Annotated in this window: 17 protein-coding genes, 1 rRNA gene and 2 other annotated features; of the genes, 8 read left to right on the top strand and 10 right to left on the bottom strand. The window is 53.6% G+C overall.

Translation table 11 applies throughout. From position 1 onward, the window contains the following. Positions 1–87: 87 nt before the first annotated feature. Genes rseC through rpoE form a run of 4 tightly spaced genes read right to left on the bottom strand, consistent with a single transcriptional unit; the run spans position 88 to position 2771 of the window. A complete protein-coding gene (gene rseC / locus SK51_RS10155) occupies positions 88–564 on the bottom strand; it encodes a SoxR-reducing system protein RseC (protein ID WP_022649042.1) in 477 nt (158 codons plus the stop codon). After that, entirely contained in the window at positions 561–1514 is a 954-nt protein-coding gene (gene rseB, locus SK51_RS10150) for a sigma-E factor regulatory protein RseB (protein ID WP_023306725.1), read from the bottom strand. The genes rseC and rseB overlap by 4 nt, the downstream gene beginning before the upstream one ends. Further along, on the bottom strand, positions 1514–2164 hold the full coding sequence (gene rseA / locus SK51_RS10145) for an anti-sigma-E factor RseA (RefSeq protein ID WP_022649044.1): 651 nt from the start codon (positions 2162–2164) through the stop codon (positions 1514–1516). Before rseA ends, rseB begins: the two co-directional genes overlap by 1 nt. Positions 2165–2195: 31 nt before the next feature. Further along, positions 2196–2771, bottom strand: a complete 576-nt coding sequence (gene rpoE, locus SK51_RS10140) for an RNA polymerase sigma factor RpoE (protein WP_006176728.1) — start codon at positions 2769–2771, stop codon at positions 2196–2198. A 425-nt stretch (positions 2772–3196) separates the two neighbouring features. On the opposite strand from rpoE, the gene nadB reads away from it, so the two are divergent. Next, entirely contained in the window at positions 3197–4816 is a 1620-nt protein-coding gene (gene nadB, locus SK51_RS10135; protein WP_023306726.1) for an L-aspartate oxidase, read from the top strand. On the opposite strand, the gene trmN is transcribed toward nadB, so the two are convergent. Further along, positions 4801–5538: a tRNA(1)(Val) (adenine(37)-N(6))-methyltransferase TrmN gene (gene trmN / locus SK51_RS10130; protein WP_023306727.1), complete on the bottom strand. Its 738-nt coding sequence runs from the start codon at positions 5536–5538 to the stop codon at positions 4801–4803. The genes nadB and trmN overlap by 16 nt on opposite strands. A 132-nt stretch (positions 5539–5670) precedes the next feature. Between trmN and srmB the strand changes: the two genes are divergently transcribed. After that, positions 5671–6999, top strand: a complete 1329-nt coding sequence (gene srmB / locus SK51_RS10125) for an ATP-dependent RNA helicase SrmB (RefSeq protein WP_022649047.1) — start codon at positions 5671–5673, stop codon at positions 6997–6999. A 52-nt stretch (positions 7000–7051) separates the two neighbouring features. Here srmB and grcA read toward each other — a convergent pair whose 3' ends face one another. Beyond that, positions 7052–7435, bottom strand: coding sequence for an autonomous glycyl radical cofactor GrcA (grcA, locus tag SK51_RS10120; protein WP_022649048.1), 384 nt, complete (start codon positions 7433–7435; stop codon positions 7052–7054). A gap of 314 nt (positions 7436–7749) precedes the next feature. On the opposite strand from grcA, the gene ung reads away from it, so the two are divergent. Continuing rightward, a complete protein-coding gene (gene ung, locus SK51_RS10115) occupies positions 7750–8439 on the top strand; it encodes a uracil-DNA glycosylase (protein ID WP_003860729.1) in 690 nt (229 codons plus the stop codon). A 39-nt stretch (positions 8440–8478) separates the two neighbouring features. On the opposite strand, the gene SK51_RS10110 is transcribed toward ung, so the two are convergent. Then, positions 8479–9564, bottom strand: coding sequence for a tRNA/rRNA methyltransferase (locus SK51_RS10110; RefSeq protein WP_023300740.1), 1086 nt, complete (start codon positions 9562–9564; stop codon positions 8479–8481). 204 nt (positions 9565–9768) lie between these two features. Between SK51_RS10110 and trxC the strand changes: the two genes are divergently transcribed. The 5 genes from trxC to SK51_RS10085 all read left to right on the top strand — a co-directional run bounded on the left by trxC (position 9769) and on the right by SK51_RS10085 (position 15491). Continuing rightward, complete coding sequence (trxC, locus tag SK51_RS10105; protein WP_003860733.1) at positions 9769–10188, top strand: thioredoxin TrxC; 420 nt, start codon at positions 9769–9771, stop codon at positions 10186–10188. Positions 10189–10258: 70 nt separating this feature from the next. Further along, complete coding sequence (tapT, locus tag SK51_RS10100) at positions 10259–10957, top strand: tRNA-uridine aminocarboxypropyltransferase (protein ID WP_023306729.1); 699 nt, start codon at positions 10259–10261, stop codon at positions 10955–10957. A 35-nt stretch (positions 10958–10992) separates the two neighbouring features. Beyond that, positions 10993–13656, top strand: a complete 2664-nt coding sequence (locus tag SK51_RS10095; protein WP_023306730.1) for a bifunctional acetate--CoA ligase family protein/GNAT family N-acetyltransferase — start codon at positions 10993–10995, stop codon at positions 13654–13656. Between the two features lie 109 nt (positions 13657–13765). Further along, on the top strand, positions 13766–15121 hold the full coding sequence (gene pssA / locus SK51_RS10090) for a CDP-diacylglycerol--serine O-phosphatidyltransferase (RefSeq protein ID WP_048206667.1): 1356 nt from the start codon (positions 13766–13768) through the stop codon (positions 15119–15121). Between the two features lie 46 nt (positions 15122–15167). Beyond that, positions 15168–15491 (top strand): YfiM family lipoprotein, encoded by a 324-nt coding sequence (locus tag SK51_RS10085; protein ID WP_022649053.1) that lies wholly within the window; start codon positions 15168–15170, stop codon positions 15489–15491. Here SK51_RS10085 and SK51_RS10080 read toward each other — a convergent pair. From SK51_RS10080 to rrf, 3 genes are all read right to left on the bottom strand, one after another. Beyond that, entirely contained in the window at positions 15488–16795 is a 1308-nt protein-coding gene (locus tag SK51_RS10080) for an MFS family transporter (RefSeq protein WP_023300743.1), read from the bottom strand. The genes SK51_RS10085 and SK51_RS10080 overlap by 4 nt on opposite strands. 151 nt (positions 16796–16946) lie before the next feature. Then, entirely contained in the window at positions 16947–17399 is a 453-nt protein-coding gene (locus SK51_RS10075; protein WP_032622345.1) for a DUF4385 domain-containing protein, read from the bottom strand. A gap of 129 nt (positions 17400–17528) precedes the next feature. Then, positions 17529–17644 (bottom strand): 5S ribosomal RNA (gene rrf, locus SK51_RS10070). A gap of 82 nt (positions 17645–17726) precedes the next feature. After that, positions 17727–18599 (bottom strand) — a sequence feature (23S ribosomal RNA rRNA prediction is too short). Between the two features lie 9 nt (positions 18600–18608). Beyond that, positions 18609–18973, bottom strand: a sequence feature (23S ribosomal RNA rRNA prediction is too short). Positions 18974–18987 lie beyond the last annotated feature (14 nt).

The following is an 18987-nucleotide window of genomic DNA, read 5'->3' as shown; positions in this document are numbered from 1 at the left end:
CTGCTGGAAATGCACTTAGAGTCAGGTATAGCGCGAAGAGACGGCGTTTACTTTATTGCGATGTAAATAATAATAAAGCCCGGCAGATCACCGGGCCTCAGAAGAGAGCGTCTCAACACGAAGTTGGTCGGGTGCCAGTGCAACGCTGAGAATGACGGGCTGCCAGGCTTCCCGGGCGGTAAGCCTTGGGGAAACGCCTTTAGCAAGCCAGAACCCGCCCACACCGCCCAAGGCGGCACCGCACATGGCGGCCAAATCTGTGCCGAACAGCATCTGGAAAACCCCGCCCATCACAAACAGTCCGGCGAGCGGAGAGAGGTAAACCAGTATGGCGGAAGTGAGCAGGCTGCCTTCAGCGATGCCGAGCTCCACTTTTTGCCCTGCCACCAGCGGCTGATCGCTCGACACAGCAATAGTGTGCGACGTTTGCGGCCCCAGCTTATTCAATACGCGGCTGCCGCAACCGGCTCGCGAAGCGCAGCTGCTGCATGATGCTTTAACGTCACAGCTGACAAGCGCTACTCCATCCTGCCAGGATACGACCGTCGCCCACTCTTTAATCATTGCGCAGCCCTGAATTTAATGCTGTCTGAAATACGTTTTGCTGTTGGCGGCGGTAATTCACCAACAATGGTAATTTCCGCATTATCGCGTACCGTCGTGCTAACCGTCCGGCGACCGGTACGGAGCATCTGTTCGGAACTGTTCGCCGTAGCGCGATTGATATTCACCGAGAAGCTAAATAGCCCATCGGAATAGAGGCGCGATTCAACCGGTGTTTCGATAGTCGGCAGCTGGCGACGGCTGCTGGATACTTCGCTGAATCCTTGCGGGATCCAGGAAGGTACCCAGTTGAAATTGACAGAATCGCCGGCAGGTACGGAAAGCAAAGGCGGCAGGCTGGCTTTGGCCAGATTCTGCATACTGTTGCCAACCTGACCGTTCACGTCGAAGGAGATCACGCGGAACTGCTCCAGCGTTTCACCGTCGAGATCGAGCAGATCAACGCGCATCGGCAGCTTCGTCTCTGCGTCAATCCAGACGATATAGCTGTAACGTGTCCCATCCCGCGCGACTACGCGGATCACTTCGCACAACCTGTCGGCAATACGCGTTCGCCCCACCGAGATAAAATCATAGTAGGGGGCGAGACGTTTAAAATCGGTGTAAATGAGCGATGGCAGGGAATCAACGATGTAGTCACCATTGAGCGTAAACGGCTCAAGGCCTGGCTCGAAATAGCTGATTTCGTTCCCACGCTGGACCACTTCCCGACGCGGGCCATCCATCTGTAAAAGCTGGGCGAGCGGCTGATTATCAAGGCGGGCGTGGCGATAGCGTAACGATTCGACACCCTGCTTATTGATGCTAATAAATGCCAACTCGTAATTGAGTGACTGGCTGGCCAGATTCATTTGCTGCAACAACGCCCCGGATGAAACATCAGCCGAGGCGTTAGCAGAGAAGAACAGGCTACCCGCCATCAAAGACATGGCGAACCAAAGTTGCTTCATTACTGCGATTGCGTTCCTAAAGTTTGGTTTCCTGGCACCTGCACAGCAGCCTGCTGGGTTTGGGCCTGCTCAAACTGAAGCTGCTCGGAGTGCAGACGACGCTGCAACTCGTAATCCTGCAACATCGCATTAATGCGACGACGCTGCTCCTGTACCTGCTGTTGCTGTCCGCCGCTTGCGGAGGCATCTGCCGGTACGCCCAGGCTAACCGGACTGGCTTTACCCATCATCGGCAGCGTATTGAACACTGGCGCTTCAGGCTGCTGACTGGCTTCAGACTGGGTATTATAGTGCTGGACCCCAACGATAACTGCAAGCGATACACACGCAGCGACTCCCATCTGGGTGAGCTGGCTGGCCCATGGACGCACCTTGTGCCAGAACGGCATTTTCTGCCACTGGTGAGGTGCAGGCTGCGCTTCAGGAATAAGCGGCGTGGTCTGATGAACAGGTTCGTTCTCAATGGCCGCCATAACGCGTGCTGAGATATCGAAATGGAGAACATCGCTGGTATCACCCCGCAGAGTGTCGCGAATAAGATGATAGTTCTCCCAGGTCTGTTGCATTTCGGGAGAATGAGACAACTCATCGAGCAGCTCACTATCCAGCATTTCACCATCCATTAAAGCGGAAAGTTTTTCTTTCTGCATGCCTAATACCTTTTCCAGTATCCCGCTATCGTCAACGCCTGATAAGCGGTTGAACTTTATTATCAATGGCTTCTCGCGCACGGAAAATTCGTGAACGAACCGTGCCGACCGGACAATCCATGATGGCGGCTATCTCTTCATAGCTTAGGCCATCCAGCTCCCGTAACGTAATTGCCATGCGTAAATCTTCCGGGAGCGACTCGATCGTGCGAAAAACGATTTGTCTCAGTTCTTCTGACAACATTAAGTTCTCAGGGTTCGAAATTTCTTTCAGCGCGCCGCCACTTTCGAAGTTTTCTGCATCGATAGCGTCAACATCACTTGAAGGCGGACGACGCCCCTGAGCAACCAAATAATTCTTAGCCGTATTGACTGCAATACGATACAGCCAGGTATAAAAAGCACTATCCCCCCGGAATGAATCCAGCGCGCGATAGGCCTTAATAAAAGACTCTTGTACCACATCAGGAACATCGCCTGACGGTACATAGCGGGAAACCAGACTCGCTACCTTATGCTGGTAGCGCACCACCAGTAGGTTAAAAGCTTTCTGATCTCCCTTCTGGACCCGTTCAACCAGGACCTGGTCCGTTAACTGCTCGCTCATCCGAGGTAATGTCTCCCCAAACCAAATTCCACGCGTTATCGAAACGCCACTCTAACAACATTGCACTTTGAGCAAGCACCGAATTAGAGCGTCTGTTCTTCAATAAGTTCCGTAACGCCTTTGTTTTTGTTCATCGCGCCGCAGACCGTTCATTTTCTCTCATTATAAGTCTGTTCACGATACGCACCCGCTTTCTGACAAGAATCATTAACTTTATCGTCAGAAGAGTAACGCAACACAGGCTTTATTTCACCACAAAATCTGAAGCTAACGATCTGCTTCGCAAAATAATTCCAGTCATTTAGCGATGATTTAACTTCCGGCCATCCGTTTAGTCATTGCAACACGCTTCAAAAAAAACGTGCGATAACTCGCATCACAATGCTATTCTGCCCAGACCATGTTTAGTAAATTAAACAAACACCATGAATACAACGCCTGAACTCCATTGTGATGTACTGATTATCGGCAGCGGTGCTGCTGGCCTCTCCCTCGCGCTGCGCCTGGCGGAACATCAGAACGTAATCGTGCTGAGTAAAGGGCCGATGAGCGAAGGTTCCACCTTCTATGCACAAGGCGGTATTGCCGCCGTGTTTGATGAAACGGACAGCATTGCCTCACACGTAGAAGACACTCTGATTGCCGGTGCCGGGATCGTGGATGAGCATGCCGCAGAGTTTGTCGCCAGCAATGCCCGCCACTGCGTGCAATGGCTTATCGACCAGGGCGTGCTGTTTGATACTCAGGTTCAGCCTAATGGTGAAGAGAGCTATCATCTGACCCGTGAAGGCGGGCACAGCCATCGCCGTATTCTGCACGCTGCTGATGCAACAGGAAAAGCGGTTGAAACCACATTGGTCAGCAAAGCCCTCAGCCATCCCAATATTCGGGTGCTGGAGCGCAGTAACGCCGTCGACCTGATTATTTCCGATAAAATTGGCCTGCCCGGCACGCGCCGTGTTGTCGGCGCATGGGTGTGGAATCGGAATAAAGAGAAGGTGGAAACCTGCCAGGCTAAAGCCGTTGTGCTGGCGACCGGCGGCGCCTCCAAGGTTTACCAGTACACGACTAACCCGGATATCGCCTCCGGAGACGGTATCGCCATGGCCTGGCGCGCAGGCTGCCGCGTAGCGAATATGGAGTTTAATCAGTTCCATCCTACCGCCCTGTTCCACCCGCAGGCACGTAACTTCCTGTTAACTGAAGCGTTGCGCGGCGAAGGCGCGTATCTCAAGCGACCGGACGGTTCCAGGTTTATGCCGGACTTCGACCCCCGAGGTGAACTTGCCCCGCGGGATATCGTGGCCCGCGCCATTGACCACGAGATGAAGCGGCTTGGCGTGGACTGTATGTATCTGGACATTAGCCATAAACCGGCAGACTTTATTCGCCAGCACTTCCCGATGATTTATGAAAAGCTGCTGAGTCTGGGTATCGATTTAACCCGCGATCCGGTGCCGATTGTGCCTGCTGCCCACTATACCTGTGGCGGGGTGATAGTTGACGATCATGGTCGTACCGACGTGGATGGTTTGTATGCGATCGGCGAGGTCAGTTACACCGGCCTGCATGGTGCGAATCGCATGGCATCAAACTCATTGCTGGAGTGTCTTGTGTATGGGTGGTCGGCTGCGGAAGATATAACCAAACGCATGCCCTATGCACGTCCAACAACGCACCTGCCAGCATGGGATGAAAGTCGGGTAGAGAACCCGGACGAACTGGTTGTTATCCAGCATAACTGGCACGAGCTGCGGCTTCTCATGTGGGATTATGTCGGGATTGTACGCACAACGAAGCGTCTGGAACGCGCGTTACGCCGCATCATGATGTTGCAGCAGGAAATTGATGAATATTACGCCAACTTCCGCGTTTCCAATAATCTGCTGGAGCTGCGCAACCTTGTGCAGGTTGCCGAGCTGATTGTACGCTGTGCGATGATGCGCAAAGAGAGTCGTGGCCTGCATTATACGCTGGACTATCCCGACCCGCTGGAAACGTCCGGCCCGTCGGTGTTGACGCCGCAGGTTCACATAAACAGATAAAAGGCCTGGGTCAGGGCAGTGTAATCTTCGGAATAACGCTGGTCTGGCCCGCGAATAACCATCCTGTCGGTAAAGCACTCCCCCTCTTTCGGCGAGAGCGCCAGCAACACACGGTGCGGTAAGCGACCTTCCGTATCCGAAATATCGGTACGAAGACGCAAACTCCAGCCGATATCCCGAGCGATCTCAATGAAGGTGTTACCCGTGCTTTCGGGCAAGACCACGCAGAAAAATCCCTCTTCCGAGATGAGTTCCGCCGCGCTGGTCAGTAGCGCCTTGTGATCGAGCGAGCCGGTGTAACGTGCCTGCTCGCGTTCCGGCGTTCCACACTCCACACCTGGCGTGAAATACGGCGGATTGCTGACGATCAAATCGTAACGCGCAGTCTGCTCCGGTGCCCAGGTCAGGACATCGGCACATTCCACCCTGATCCGTTCTGCCCACGGAGAATCGGCAGCGTTTTCGCTTGCCTGCTGGGCCGCCTGAGGATCAAGCTCAACGGCGTCGATCGTGACGTGTTCTTCGGTACGCTGCGCCAGCATCAGCGCCTGAAGTCCGCTGCCCGTACCAATATCCAGAATGCGTTTTACACCTGCGACAGGGGCCCATGCACCCAGTAAAATACCGTCTGTACCGACTTTCATTGCGCAACGATCGTGCGCCACAAAAAATTGTTTAAACGTAAAACCATCGCGGCGCAACTGCGCTTTGAGTTGAGACATGTCAGGGCAACCTTCTGTGTGAAACTGGAGTAGCATAGGGGAAAGCGAAGTGGTCGAAAAGCGATATCCATACAAACAGATGAAGATTACAGCCGTAACGTCTATAATCAGCGCCCCACACAGAGGTAGAACATGACTGTAACGACTTTTTCCGAACTTGAACTCGATGAAAGCCTGCTCAATGCTCTTGAGAGTAAAGGCTTTACACGCCCGACCGCCATTCAGGCCGCGGCCATTCCGCCTGCGCTTGAGGGCCGCGATGTGCTCGGTTCTGCGCCAACCGGCACGGGGAAGACAGCAGCCTACTTGCTGCCTGTGTTGCAGCATTTGCTCGATTTTCCGCGTAAAAAATCAGGGCCGCCGCGCATTTTGATCCTGACCCCGACCCGTGAACTGGCGATGCAGGTTGCCGAACACGCGCGTGAGCTGGCGGCGAACACCCATCTGGATATCGCGACCATCACCGGCGGCGTAGCGTATATGAACCACGCCGAAGTGTTCAGCGAAAACCAGGATATCGTTGTCGCGACGACAGGCCGTCTGCTGCAATACATAAAAGAAGAGAACTTCGACTGCCGGGCGGTGGAAACGCTGATTCTCGATGAAGCTGACCGCATGCTGGACATGGGCTTTGCCCAGGATATCGAACACATCGCGGGTGAAACGCGCTGGCGTAACCAGACAATGCTGTTCTCGGCAACCCTTGAAGGGGATGCCATTAAAGATTTCGCCGAACGTCTGCTGGAAGATCCGGTGGAAGTGTCCGCTACGCCATCGACGCGTGAGCGTAAGAAGATCCATCAGTGGTACTACCGCGCAGATAACCTTGAGCATAAGGTTGAGTTGCTGAAACATCTGCTGAAGCAGGAAGAAGCAACCCGTACCATCGTCTTCGTACGTAAACGTGAGCGAGTGCATGAGCTGGCAGAAATGCTGCGCAACGCTGGCATCAACAACTGCTATCTCGAAGGTGAAATGGCACAGGTTAAGCGTACCGAAGGGATTAAGCGCCTGACCGATGGTCGCGTGAATGTGCTGGTTGCAACCGACGTTGCCGCGCGCGGGATCGACATCCCGGACGTAAGCCATGTGATCAACTTTGATATGCCGCGCAGCGGTGATACTTACCTGCACCGTATTGGTCGTACCGGCCGTGCGGGCCGCAAAGGGATTGCTATTTCTCTGGTAGAAGCACACGACCATCTGCTGCTCCAAAAAATTGGCCGCTACGTTGATGAGCCGCTAAAAGCTCGTGTGATTGACGAACTTCGTCCGACGACACGTGCACCGAGTGAAAAAATGACGGGTAAACCGTCCAAGAAAGCGCTCGCGAAACGTGCTGAGAGAAAAGAGAAAGAAAAAGAGAAGCCGCGCGTGAAGCAGCGCCACCGCGATACCAAAAATATTGGTAAGCGCCGTAAGCCAAGTTCTGCTGCGCCAGAGACAAAAACTGAAGAGTAAAAAAAAGCCGGGACATTCCCGGCTTTTTTATTCCACCCCCGAAGCTGAAACCTTACAGGCTTTCAGTAAAGGTACGGGCGATAACGTCGCGCTGCTGTTCCGGAGTCAGAGAGTTGAAACGCACCGCATAGCCAGACACACGGATGGTCAGCTGCGGGTATTTTTCTGGGTTCTCAACAGCATCCATCAGCGTTTCACGACGCAGGACGTTAACGTTCAGGTGCTGACCACCTTCCACGCGCACTTCTGGTTGCACTTGCATTGGAATTTCACGGTATTCAATTTCGCCCAGTTTGCTCACCGGAACGATTTCGTCTTCCGCAAAACCTGCTTTCGCTACTACACAGCGCGCTTCGTTTTTCTCGCTGTCCAGCAGCCAGAAAGAGTTCAGCAGATCGTCATTTGCAGCTTTAGTAATCTGGATACCTGTAATCATGTGTTGCCTCCCTTAGGCTACATTAACTGATGCTGGCCTTTTGCGGCCAATTGGTAAAACCATTGTTTGTTGTGTGTATATATAACATTCAGACCCGGGTGATTTATTGATTTAAATCAACAAAATCACTAACCACATAAAGAGTGTGGTCTGAATTTTTTGTTTTAGATCAATTTTAATGATTTACCAATTCAACTTACCCTGCCTGGTTTTCAACATAAATTGAGACACTTAGCCGCTTTTCCGCGGGTAATTTTGCTCACCAGCCATTAGCAGGTAAGCTAGGCAAAGAATGAAATTCGCAGGAGAGCGAGATGACAACACCTTTAACCTGGCATGACGTGCTGGCAGAAGAGAAGCAGCAGCCCTATTTTATTAATACCCTCAGTACCGTTGCGGCTGAACGGCAGGCCGGCCAGACAATTTATCCACCGCAGAAAGATGTATTTAACGCCTTTCGCTACACCGAACTGAGCGACGTGAAGGTGGTTATACTGGGGCAGGATCCGTACCATGGTCCCGGGCAGGCTCACGGACTGGCATTTTCCGTGCGTCCGGGCGTGGCCATTCCCCCTTCTCTGCTGAATATGTATAAAGAGCTGGAAGGAACGATTCCGGGTTTCACCCGCCCTAATCACGGTTATCTGGAAAGCTGGGCGCGCCAGGGCGTGCTGTTGCTGAATACCGTATTAACCGTCCGGGCGGGTCAGGCACACTCCCACGCCAGTCTGGGATGGGAAACCTTTACCGATAAGGTTATCAGCCTGATCAATGAGCATCGTGAAGGCGTCGTGTTTTTACTCTGGGGTTCACATGCCCAAAAGAAAGGGGCGATTATCGATCGTCAGCGCCATCACGTACTGAAAGCACCGCACCCGTCGCCGCTGTCTGCGCATCGCGGTTTCTTTGGCAGTAACCATTTTGTTCTGACGAATGAGTGGCTGGAAAAGCGTGGCGAAAAGCCGATTGACTGGATGCCTGTGTTACCGGCAGAGAGTGAGTAGGGTTTGAATGTGCCGGGTCAGGCCCGGCACATATAAGGCTTATGCCTTGTTCTGACGCCACCATTCGGCCAGCAGCACGCCGGTCGCAACGGATACGTTCAGGCTTTCAACGTTGCCAGTGCCGTCGATAGAAACGCTCATGTCAGCGCTGGAGAGTGCCGCATCAGACAGACCATCGCGCTCCTGACCTAACACCAGCACCATTTTGCGCGGCAACGTCGCTTTAAACAGCGGCGTAGCGGCACGGCTTGAGGTGGTGACAATGGTGTAGCCCGCGTTACGGAATTGCTCAAGGGCCTCCAGCACGCTGTCGCCGGTGATCGGCTGAACATGCTCAGCACCGCCTTCCGCGGTACGGATTGCCGCACCGGATTCCAGCAGCGCGGCATCCTGCAACAGAACGCCTTTCACGCCAAAGTGCGCGCAGCTACGCATCATAGCGCCCAGGTTATGCGGGTTACCCACATCTTCCAGCGCCAGCACACAGTCATCGGCATCCGCCTGGCTGACCCACTGCTGCACGGTGGTGCCGTTACGTTTTTTGATCAGGAAGCAGACGCCGCCGTGGTGTTCAGTCCCGGACGCTTTTGTCAGCTCGGCATCGTCAACCACGTGGTAGGCTTTACGGTTCGCCGCCATCCAGCGCAGCGCTTCTTTAAAGCGCGGGGTCACGCTCTGGATAAACCATGCGCGAACGATACACTCCGGGCGGCTCTGGAACAGGGCCTGACAGGCGTTCTCGCCATATACACGGGTTTCTTCCGCACGCTGACGACGCAGCACTTCCGGATCGATAAAGCTTTTTCCGCTGATACCGCCGTGATCGGCTTTTTCGGTCGCCTCTTCACCGGGCGCGCGAGAAACGGTACGCCATGGCGATCCACCGTCGCGGACAAAATCATCGCGTTTGCGATCGTCACGCTTACGGTCATCACGTTTGCGGTCATCGCCGCGGTTATTTCTGTCATCGCGGGCGGGGCGACGGCCACCGTCTGCACGAGAAGACGCCGGACGCCCGCCACCTTTTCCGGTACGCGGATTTTGGGTGCGTTTATCAGAGTCATCATCACTGCGGACATACATCACTTTGACCTTGCCGCTTTTGTTTTTCATTTCGTCGTTCATGCTTTTCTCCACCAGCGCTGCGCGAAGCGCGCAGATTACCCGATGTGCAAGCTCATAGCCATAATTTCGTACAAAAGCCTGTGACTATTGTTCCCATTGAATAAAACGTGTTGTCGATTTATACAGGCTCACTGATAATATGTAACATATCAGAAACATTATCGGCGTTCTGCCGTTGTTCCACGGCTCTATCAGAGGTTAGTTATGAATACCGTATGTGCCAACTGTCAGGCTTTAAACCGCATTCCGGACGATCGGATGGATGACGGTGCGAAATGCGGGCGTTGTGGCCACGAATTATTTGATGGCGATGTCATTAACGCGACGGGTGCTACGCTGGACAAACTCCTCAAGGACGATCTGCCGGTTGTGGTCGATTTCTGGGCACCGTGGTGCGGCCCCTGCCGTAACTTTGCGCCCATCTTCGAAGACGTGGCTGAAGAGCGCAGCGGGAAAATGCGTTTTGTTAAAGTGAATACCGAAGCGGAACGTGAACTCAGCGCCCGTTTTCGCATTCGCAGCATTCCAACCATTATGATTTTCAAAAATGGGGAAGTGATCGACATGCTCAATGGTGCAGTACCGAAGGCGCCTTTCGACAGCTGGTTAAACGAATCCCTGTAACATTCACGGGGCACATCTTGTGCCCCGTTCTCTCCTCTGCGAAAATGGGTTTTTTCCTGCCTTTTCGCCCATGACTGATAACGCTGTACTTCAATTACGCGCCGAGCGCCTTGCGCGCGCAACCCGCCCTTTTCTGGCCCGAGGCAATCGTATTCGCCGCTGCCAGCGCTGCCTTTTACCGCTGAAAGTGTGTCTGTGCGAAACGCTTACACCGAGCGAGGCGAAAAGCCGCTTTTGTCTGGTCATGTTCGATACCGAACCGATGAAGCCCAGCAACACGGGGCGTTTGATCGCCGATATTCTGCCCAATACCGCAGCGTTTCAGTGGTCGCGCACTGAGCCACCTCAGGCTCTGCTTGACCTGGTGGCAAACCCGGACTATCAGCCCATGGTCGTTTTCCCGGCATCATATGCAGGCGAACAACGCCAGGTGCTTACGGCGCCACCATCCGGTAAGCCGCCGCTGTTTATTATGCTCGACGGCACCTGGACCGAAGCAAGAAAGATGTTTCGCAAAAGCCCTTATCTTGATGCGCTGCCGGTGATCTCCGTCGATCTGTCGCGCGTTTCGGCCTATCGCTTACGAGAAGCGCATGCCGAGGGTCAATATTGCACCGCTGAAGTCGCCATTGCGCTACTGGATCTGGCGGGCGATACCCAGGCGGCCAGCGCATTAAGCTCCCACTTCTCCTGCTTCCGCGAACGTTATCTGGCAGGAAAAACCGTTCATAAGGGTAGCGTCACAGCAACAGAGACAGAAAGCGTTTAAAATCATCAGGTCGCTTGCATTCACAGGAGGCCTGCATGAGCCAGAGAGGGTTAGAAGCGCTACTCCGTCCGAAATCCATTGCCGTTATTGGCGCCTCGATGAAACCGGACCGCGCAGGGTATCTGATGATGCGTAACCTGCTGGCTGGCGGGTTTAACGGCCCGGTCATGCCCGTTACGCCCGCTTATAAAGCGGTACAGGGGGTGCTGGCGTGGCCGGACGTGCAAAGTTTACCGTTTGTTCCCGACCTCGCCGTGCTCTGTACGCATGCGAAACGAAACCTCGAATTGCTTGAGTCGCTCGGTCAGAAAGGCTGTAAAACCTGCATTATTCTTTCCTCGCCTCCTGAACAGCAGCCCGAACTGCTGGCCTGCGCCAGCCGCTACCAGATGCGCATTCTTGGTCCAAATAGCCTCGGTCTGCTTGCGCCCTGGCAAGGGCTGAATGCCAGTTTTTCCCCGGTTCCGATCCGTAAAGGCAAACTGGCCTTTATTTCACAGTCGGCAGCGGTATCCAATACCATCCTCGACTGGGCGCAGCAGCGTGAGATGGGCTTTTCCTATTTCATCGCCCTCGGCGACAGCCTGGACATTGACGTCGATGAGCTGCTGGATTTCCTGGCGCGTGACAGCAAAACCAGCGCTATCCTGCTCTACCTTGAACACCTGAGTGACGCCCGTCGTTTTGTGTCGGCATCGCGTAGCGCATCGCGTAATAAACCGATTCTGGTCATCAAAAGCGGGCGCAGCCCCGCGGCTCAGCGCCTGCTGCAATCCCATTCCGGGATGGATCCCGCATGGGATGCAGCGATCCAGCGCGCCGGTTTACTGCGGGTACAGGATACGCACGAGCTTTTTTCCGCCGTCGAAACGTTGAGCCACATGCGTCCCCTGCGCGGTGAAAAGCTGATGATTGTCAGCAACGGAGCCGCTCCCGCCGCCCTGGCGCTGGACGAGCTCTGGCTACGCAACGGCAAGCTGGCCACGCTGGGTGAAGAGACGCTCCAGCGCCTGCGGGACGCGTTACCGGGAAGCGTTGTTCCCGATAATCCCCTCGATTTGCGCGATGATGCCAGCAGCGATCGTTACATTAAGGCGATCACGATTTTGCTGGATAGCCAGGACTTTGATGCGCTGATGATTATCCATTCGCCCAGCGCGGTTGCGCCAGGCAGCGAAAGTGCACGAACGCTGATTGAGGCTGTCCGAAACCATCCGCGCGGCAAATACGTCACCCTGCTGACCAACTGGTGCGGCGAGTTCTCCTCGCAGGAAGCGCGACGTCTGTTTAGTGAAGCCGGGTTGCCAACCTACCGTACGCCAGAGGGCACCATAACCGCGTTTATGCATATGGTTGAGTACCGCCGCAACCAGAAGCAGCTGCGTGAAACGCCTGCCTTACCGGGCAACCTCACAGCAAATTCGGTGGACGTACACAGTTTATTGCAACAGGCCATCGAAGAGGGCGCCACTTCGCTTGATACGCATGAAGTGCAACCCATTCTTGGCAGCTATGGGATGCAAACACTGCCGACCTGGATTGCCGGTGACAGCGCTGAGGCGGTACATATCGCTGAGCAGATTGGCTATCCGGTCGCGCTGAAGCTGCGCTCCCCCGATATTCCGCACAAATCGGATGTTCAGGGCGTCATGCTGTATCTGCGCACCGCGACAGAAGTACAACAGGCCGCGGATGCCATTATCGATCGCGTTAAAATGACGTGGCCACAGGCCCGGATCCACGGCCTGCTGGTGCAGAGCATGGCTAACCGAGCAGGTGCGCAGGAGCTGCGCGTGGTCGTCGAACACGATCCGGTTTTTGGTCCACTCATTATGCTGGGTGACGGCGGCGTTGAATGGCGGCCAGAAGAACAAGCGGCTGTCGCGCTTCCACCTCTAAACATGAACCTGGCGCGTTATTTGGTTATTCAGGCCATCAAAAGTAAAAAAATCCGCGGCAGAAGCGCTCTGAGGCCGCTTGATATCGCCGGGTTAAGCCAGTTTCTGGTGAAGGTCTCCAACCTCATTGTTGACTGTGCGGAGATCCAGCGCCTGGACATCGACCCGCTCCTCGCTTCCGGAAATGAATTCACTGCCCTCGACGTGACGCTGGAAATTGCGCCATTTGTCGGTGACCGGGAAAGCCGTCTCGCCATTCGTCCTTATCCTCTCCATCTGGAAGAGTGGGTGGAGATGAAAAATGGAGAGCGGGCACTGTTTCGCCCTATCCTGCCGGAAGACGAGCCGCTGCTGCGAGCGTTCATCTCGCAGGTGACGAAAGAAGATTTGTACTATCGCTATTTCAGCGAAATTAATGAATTTACCCACGACGATTTAGCCAATATGACCCAGATCGACTACGATCGAGAAATGGCGATTGTGGCGGTCCGCCGTTCCGCAGAGGGAGAAGAGATCCTCGGCGTGACGCGTGCCATTTCCGACCCGGATAACGTGGATGCGGAGTTTGCCGTACTGGTGCGTTCCGATCTTAAAGGTTTGGGTTTGGGCAGACGGCTGCTCGAAAAACTCATTGGTTATACGCGCGATCACGGATTGTCACGGCTCAATGGCATTACTATGCCAAATAATCGGGGTATGGTGACCCTGGCGCGGAAGCTCGGTTTTGACGTTGATATCCAGCTGGATGAAGGCATTGTCTCTTTGTCCCTCAGCCTGACTTCGACGGATAAACAAGAGTAAGCTGCTGGAAATGTTACCCACTTTTCCCGGCACTGGGGTATCATTGTCCGCTTATGTTGTTTGCCTGGTACAGACAACCCTTCAATGAACAGAGAAGAAACGCACTGTGATGTTGTCAAAATTTAAGCGTAATAAACATCAACAACACCTTGCTCAACTACCGAAGATTTCTCAGTCAGTTGATGATGTAGAGTTCTTTTATGCTCCCGCTCATTTCCGGGAGACGCTTCTTGAAAAGATTGCCAGCGCTACGCGACGTATTTGCATTGTGGCGCTCTATCTTGAACAAGATGAAGCTGGGCGTGCGATCCTGAACGCGCTCTATGAAGCGAAACGTCAGCGTCCGGAACTGGATGTTCGCGTGCTGGTTGACTGGCACCGTGCTCAGCGTGGCCGTATTGGTGCGGCTGCCTCGAATACCAATGCTGACTGGTATTGCCGCATGGCCCAGGAAAATCCGGGTATTGATATCCCGGTATATGGCGTACCGGTGAATACCCGTGAAGCGCTTGGCGTTCTTCATTTTAAAGGATTTATCATTGATGACAGCGTCCTTTATAGCGGCGCCAGTCTGAATGATGTGTATCTCCATCAGCTCGATAAATACCGTTACGATCGCTACCATCTTATCCGTAATCCGCAGATGACCGACATCATGTTCAACTGGGTTGATAAAAACCTGGTTCATGGCCGGGGTGTGCACCGTCTTGACGATCCTCATCGCCCGAAAAGCCCGGAAATCAAAAACGACGTTCGCTCCTTCCGCCAGGAGCTGCGCGATGCGGTTTATCGTTTCCAGGGTGATGCCAATAATGAAGAACTGTCCGTTACGCCTCTGGTAGGCCTGGGTAAATCCAGCCTCCTGAACAAGACTATCTTCCATTTGATGCCGTGCGCGGAGCATAAGCTCACCATCTGCACCCCGTACTTCAACCTTCCCGCCGTTCTGGTGCGTAATATCATTCAGTTGCTGCGTGATGGTAAAAAGGTGGAAATCATTGTCGGGGATAAAACGGCAAACGACTTTTTCATTCCGGAAGATCAGCCTTTCAAGATCATCGGCGCACTGCCTTATCTCTATGAGATTAACCTGCGCCGCTTTCTGAGCCGTTTACAGTACTATGTGAACACGGACCAGCTCGTCGTGCGCCTCTGGAAAGATGAAGATAACAGTTATCATCTCAAAGGAATGTGGGTTGATGACGAGTGGATGCTGCTGACCGGTAATAACCTGAACCCACGCGCCTGGCGTCTGGATTTGGAAAACGCCATTCTTATTCACGATCCTCAGCATGCGTTAGCCGCGAAACGCGATCGTGAGCTGGAGCTTATACGCACGCATACCACAGTGGTTCGTCTTTATCGCGATCTGCAAAGCATCGCTGATTACCCGGTGAAAGTTCGCAAGCTGATTCGCCGTCTACGTCGGATCCGTATCGATCGCCTCATCAGCCGCATTCTGTAATACACGAGCCCTGTCATCGACGGGGCTTTTTTTATGGAGCCTGTTAATGCGTACGCCTTGCCTGATAATCCCTCTTTTGCTGACAGGTTGCAGCCATATGGCTAATGATAACTGGTCGGGTCAGGATAAAGCTCAGCACTTTCTGGCGTCTGCAATGATGTCCGCTGCGGGTAATGAGTATGCGCTGCACCAGGGATATAGCCGGGATCGAAGTGCCACAATAGGCCTGATGTTCTCCATCAGCCTGGGGGCATCAAAAGAACTTTGGGATAGCCGCCCCTCGGGAAGTGGCTGGAGCTGGAAAGATTTTGCCTGGGACGTAGCCGGGGCAACAACCGGCTACGCCGTCTGGCAGATGGCGCATTATTAAAGGCGGATACCTTTTCCTTTGCGATGCAGCATCAGCGAGACAATAAACGCCAGCGCCCCCATAACGGTGACATACCAGAAGAAGGTCGTTTCACTGCCCCATGACTTAAGGGATAACGCGACATACTCTGCCGAACCGCCGAACAGGGCGTTTGCAACCGCATAAGAGAGGCCTACGCCCAGCGCCCTCACCTGTGCGGGAAACATTTCCGCTTTCAAAATGCCACTGATTGCCGTGTAAAAACTGATAATAATGAGCGCCACCATGATTAAAGCGAAAGCGGCATACGGAGAGGTTGTATGCTGTAGCGCCGTCAAAAGCGGAACGGTACCCAGGGTGAGCATGCCGCCAAAGATCAGCATGGAGGTACGGCGACCAATTTTGTCCGACAGCGCGCCGACAATCGGCTGGATGAGCATAAAGACCAGTAACGCCACCGTCATGACGACACTCGCAACGTTTGCATGCATGCCCGTAGTGTTGACCAGATATTTTTGCATATAGGTGGTGAAGGTATAGAAGCTTAGCGAGCCTGCGGCGGTAAAGCCTAATACCATCAAAAATGCTTTGCGGTTACGCCACAGCCCTTTCATCGAACCAGCTTCTTTCAGCGCCCTGACCTCCTGTCGGGAGGTTTCATCAAGCTGACGGCGTAGCCACAGCGCCACAACCGCCAGGGCTGCCCCCAGGGCAAACGGAATGCGCCAGCCCCAGGCGCGTAAATCTTCATCGCTAAGGATCTGTTGAAGGATCACCACAACCAGTAACGCCAGTAGCTGTCCGCCAATGAGGGTTACATACTGGAATGATGCATAGAAACCTTTGCGCCCTTCAACAGCCACTTCGCTCATGTATGTCGCACTGGTGCCATATTCGCCACCGACGGATAGCCCCTGGAACAGACGTGCCAGCAACAACAACGCCGGTGCCCATGTTCCGATAGTCTCATAACCGGGCAGGCAGGCAATCACCAGCGAGCCGACGCACATCATGCATACAGAGATGAGCATGGATGTCTTGCGCCCTTTCCTGTCCGCGATCCTGCCGAAGAGCCATCCACCGATAGGGCGCATCAGGAACCCGGCGGCAAAAACGCCTGCGGTTTGCAAAAGCTGAGTTGTGGTGTTCCCTGACGGGAAAAAGATATGCGCAAAGTAGAGTGAACAAAATGAATAGACGTAAAAGTCAAACCACTCTACAAGGTTTCCTGATGAGGCCCCAACGATTGCCCAAACCCGACGGCGAGTATCCTTACCTGCCAAATTGGTGTTATCCGTATCTGCACTGGCTACGGTTTCTGTCATTTTAATATCCCCTGTCTCACATTGCGGGCCTTTGCCCACAAACAGTAAAACCGGATTTAAAACGAATCGTTAGGTAAATAAAATGTTTCCAATATGTTTCATTGCGTTTTGTGAACTCGATCAGCTATCTAATTATTAGCGGACGCAGTAATTATCCCCAGGACTGCTGGTGGGCCTTTTTTCGCTGCAAGTAATCTTCGTCTGCACGAATTTTATCCCACCACTTTTTGAAGACTGCGGCTGCTTCTGCTTTCACTGGATCGTGATCGAGGGGTTTGACTTGTCGTTCCGCATCATACTTTTTACCGCCCTTATGATTCGCGTATCGCCGGGCGCGGGTATAGCCCATTTGTATGAATTTACGCGCCATATCCATGCCTACAAAATCGTTTTTACTGCGGTACTCTTCAAAGAGAGCGTATATCTCTTGTGCCGAACGCGCTGCGACTTCAGAATTTTTAAAACGCCAGTGTGGAAGGATTTCGCTTTTATAAGGCTCGACCATCAATACGCCCTGCTCACCCCGGCCAACCTGATACCGTTCGGGATGTTCGCGAAAATTTATATTTGCAAAATCTTGTTGGTAATCAAAAGGACGAGTCAAAGCGGCACCATTGTTAAAATCGTTTTAACAATTGTAGGCCGGATAAGGGGAAGCCGCCATCCGGCATGTTTTTCCGCGCACAAAGCAAAAAACCCCGCACCTTCCGGTACGGGGTTCTTTCTGTTTGATGCCTGGCAGTTCCCTACTCTCACATGGGGAGACCCCACACTACCATCGGCGCTACGGCGTTTCACTTCTGAGTTCGGCATGGGGTCAGGTGGGACCACCGCGCTAAAGCCGCCAGGCAAATTCTGTTAATCTGTATCAGGCTGAAAATCGTGTCTGTCTCTTCGCCAAAACAGCTTCGGCGTTGTAAGGTTAAGCCTCACGGTTCATTAGTATCGGTTAGCTCAACGCATCGCTGCGCTTACACACCCGACCTATCAACGTCGTCGTCTTCAACGTTCCTTCAGGAGACTCAAGGTCTCAGGGAGAACTCATCTCGGGGCAAGTTTCGTGCTTAGATGCTTTCAGCACTTATCTCTTCCGCATTTAGCTACCGGGCAGTGCCATTGGCATGACAACCCGAACACCAGTGATGCGTCCACTCCGGTCCTCTCGTACTAGGAGCAGCCCCCCTCAATTCTCCAGCGCCCACGGCAGATAGGGACCGAACTGTCTCACGACGTTCTAAACCCAGCTCGCGTACCACTTTAAATGGCGAACAGCCATACCCTTGGGACCTACTTCAGCCCCAGGATGTGATGAGCCGACATCGAGGTGCCAAACACCGCCGTCGATATGAACTCTTGGGCGGTATCAGCCTGTTATCCCCGGAGTACCTTTTATCCGTTGAGCGATGGCCCTTCCATTCAGAACCACCGGATCACTATGACCTGCTTTCGCACCTGCTCGCGCCGTCACGCTCGCAGTCAAGCTGGCTTATGCCATTGCACTAACCTCCTGATGTCCGACCAGGATTAGCCAACCTTCGTGCTCCTCCGTTACTCTTTGGGAGGAGACCGCCCCAGTCAAACTACCCACCAGACACTGTCCGCAACCCGGATTACGGGTCTACGTTAGAACACCAGCCATTAAAGGGTGGTATTTCAAGGTTGGCTCCACGCAGACTGGCGTCCACGCTTCAAAGCCTCCCACCTATCCTACACATCAAGGACCAGTGTTCAGTGTCAAGCTATAGTAAAGGTTCACGGGGTCTTTCCGTCTTGCCGCGGGTACACTGCATCTTCACAGCGAGTTCAATTTCACTGAGTCTCGGGTGGAGACAGCCTGGCCATCATTACGCCATTCGTGCAGGTCGGAACTTACCCGACAAGGAATTTCGCTACCTTAGGACCGTTATAGTTACGGCCGCCGTTTACCGGGGCTTCGATCAAGAGCTTCGCGTTGCCGCTAACCCCATCAATTAACCTTCCGGCACCGGGCAGGCGTCACACCGTATACGTCCACTTTCGTGTTTGCACAGTGCTGTGTTTTTAATAAACAGTTGCAGCCAGCTGGTATCTTCGACTGATTTCAGCTCCGTCCGCAGGGACTTCACCTACACATCAGCGTGCCTTCTCCCGAAGTTACGGCACCATTTTGCCTAGTTCCTTCACCCGAGTTCTCTCAAGCGCCTTGGTATTCT

It is taken from the genome of Enterobacter sp. MGH85 (assembly GCF_001037655.1).
Classification (GTDB): domain Bacteria; phylum Pseudomonadota; class Gammaproteobacteria; order Enterobacterales; family Enterobacteriaceae; genus Enterobacter; species Enterobacter intestinihominis.
This window is presented reverse-complemented; position numbering and strand designations above follow the sequence as displayed.

What these genes read in the sequence shown, in the direction of transcription:
- rseA (WP_022649044.1), bottom strand. Translation starts at nt 2,164, where the DNA reads ATGCAGAAAGAAAAACTTTCCGCTTTAATGGATGGTGAAATGCTGGAT.
- rpoE (WP_006176728.1), bottom strand. Translation starts at nt 2,771, where the DNA reads ATGAGCGAGCAGTTAACGGACCAGGTCCTGGTTGAACGGGTCCAGAAG.
- rseC (WP_022649042.1), bottom strand. Translation starts at nt 564, where the DNA reads ATGATTAAAGAGTGGGCGACGGTCGTATCCTGGCAGGATGGAGTAGCG.
- pssA (WP_048206667.1), top strand. Translation starts at nt 13,766, where the DNA reads ATGTTGTCAAAATTTAAGCGTAATAAACATCAACAACACCTTGCTCAA.
- trxC (WP_003860733.1), top strand. Translation starts at nt 9,769, where the DNA reads ATGAATACCGTATGTGCCAACTGTCAGGCTTTAAACCGCATTCCGGAC.
- tapT (WP_023306729.1), top strand. Translation starts at nt 10,259, where the DNA reads ATGACTGATAACGCTGTACTTCAATTACGCGCCGAGCGCCTTGCGCGC.
- srmB (WP_022649047.1), top strand. Translation starts at nt 5,671, where the DNA reads ATGACTGTAACGACTTTTTCCGAACTTGAACTCGATGAAAGCCTGCTC.
- grcA (WP_022649048.1), bottom strand. Translation starts at nt 7,435, where the DNA reads ATGATTACAGGTATCCAGATTACTAAAGCTGCAAATGACGATCTGCTG.
- SK51_RS10095 (WP_023306730.1), top strand. Translation starts at nt 10,993, where the DNA reads ATGAGCCAGAGAGGGTTAGAAGCGCTACTCCGTCCGAAATCCATTGCC.
- SK51_RS10110 (WP_023300740.1), bottom strand. Translation starts at nt 9,564, where the DNA reads ATGAACGACGAAATGAAAAACAAAAGCGGCAAGGTCAAAGTGATGTAT.
- trmN (WP_023306727.1), bottom strand. Translation starts at nt 5,538, where the DNA reads ATGTCTCAACTCAAAGCGCAGTTGCGCCGCGATGGTTTTACGTTTAAA.
- SK51_RS10085 (WP_022649053.1), top strand. Translation starts at nt 15,168, where the DNA reads ATGCGTACGCCTTGCCTGATAATCCCTCTTTTGCTGACAGGTTGCAGC.
- SK51_RS10080 (WP_023300743.1), bottom strand. Translation starts at nt 16,795, where the DNA reads ATGACAGAAACCGTAGCCAGTGCAGATACGGATAACACCAATTTGGCA.
- ung (WP_003860729.1), top strand. Translation starts at nt 7,750, where the DNA reads ATGACAACACCTTTAACCTGGCATGACGTGCTGGCAGAAGAGAAGCAG.
- nadB (WP_023306726.1), top strand. Translation starts at nt 3,197, where the DNA reads ATGAATACAACGCCTGAACTCCATTGTGATGTACTGATTATCGGCAGC.
- rseB (WP_023306725.1), bottom strand. Translation starts at nt 1,514, where the DNA reads ATGAAGCAACTTTGGTTCGCCATGTCTTTGATGGCGGGTAGCCTGTTC.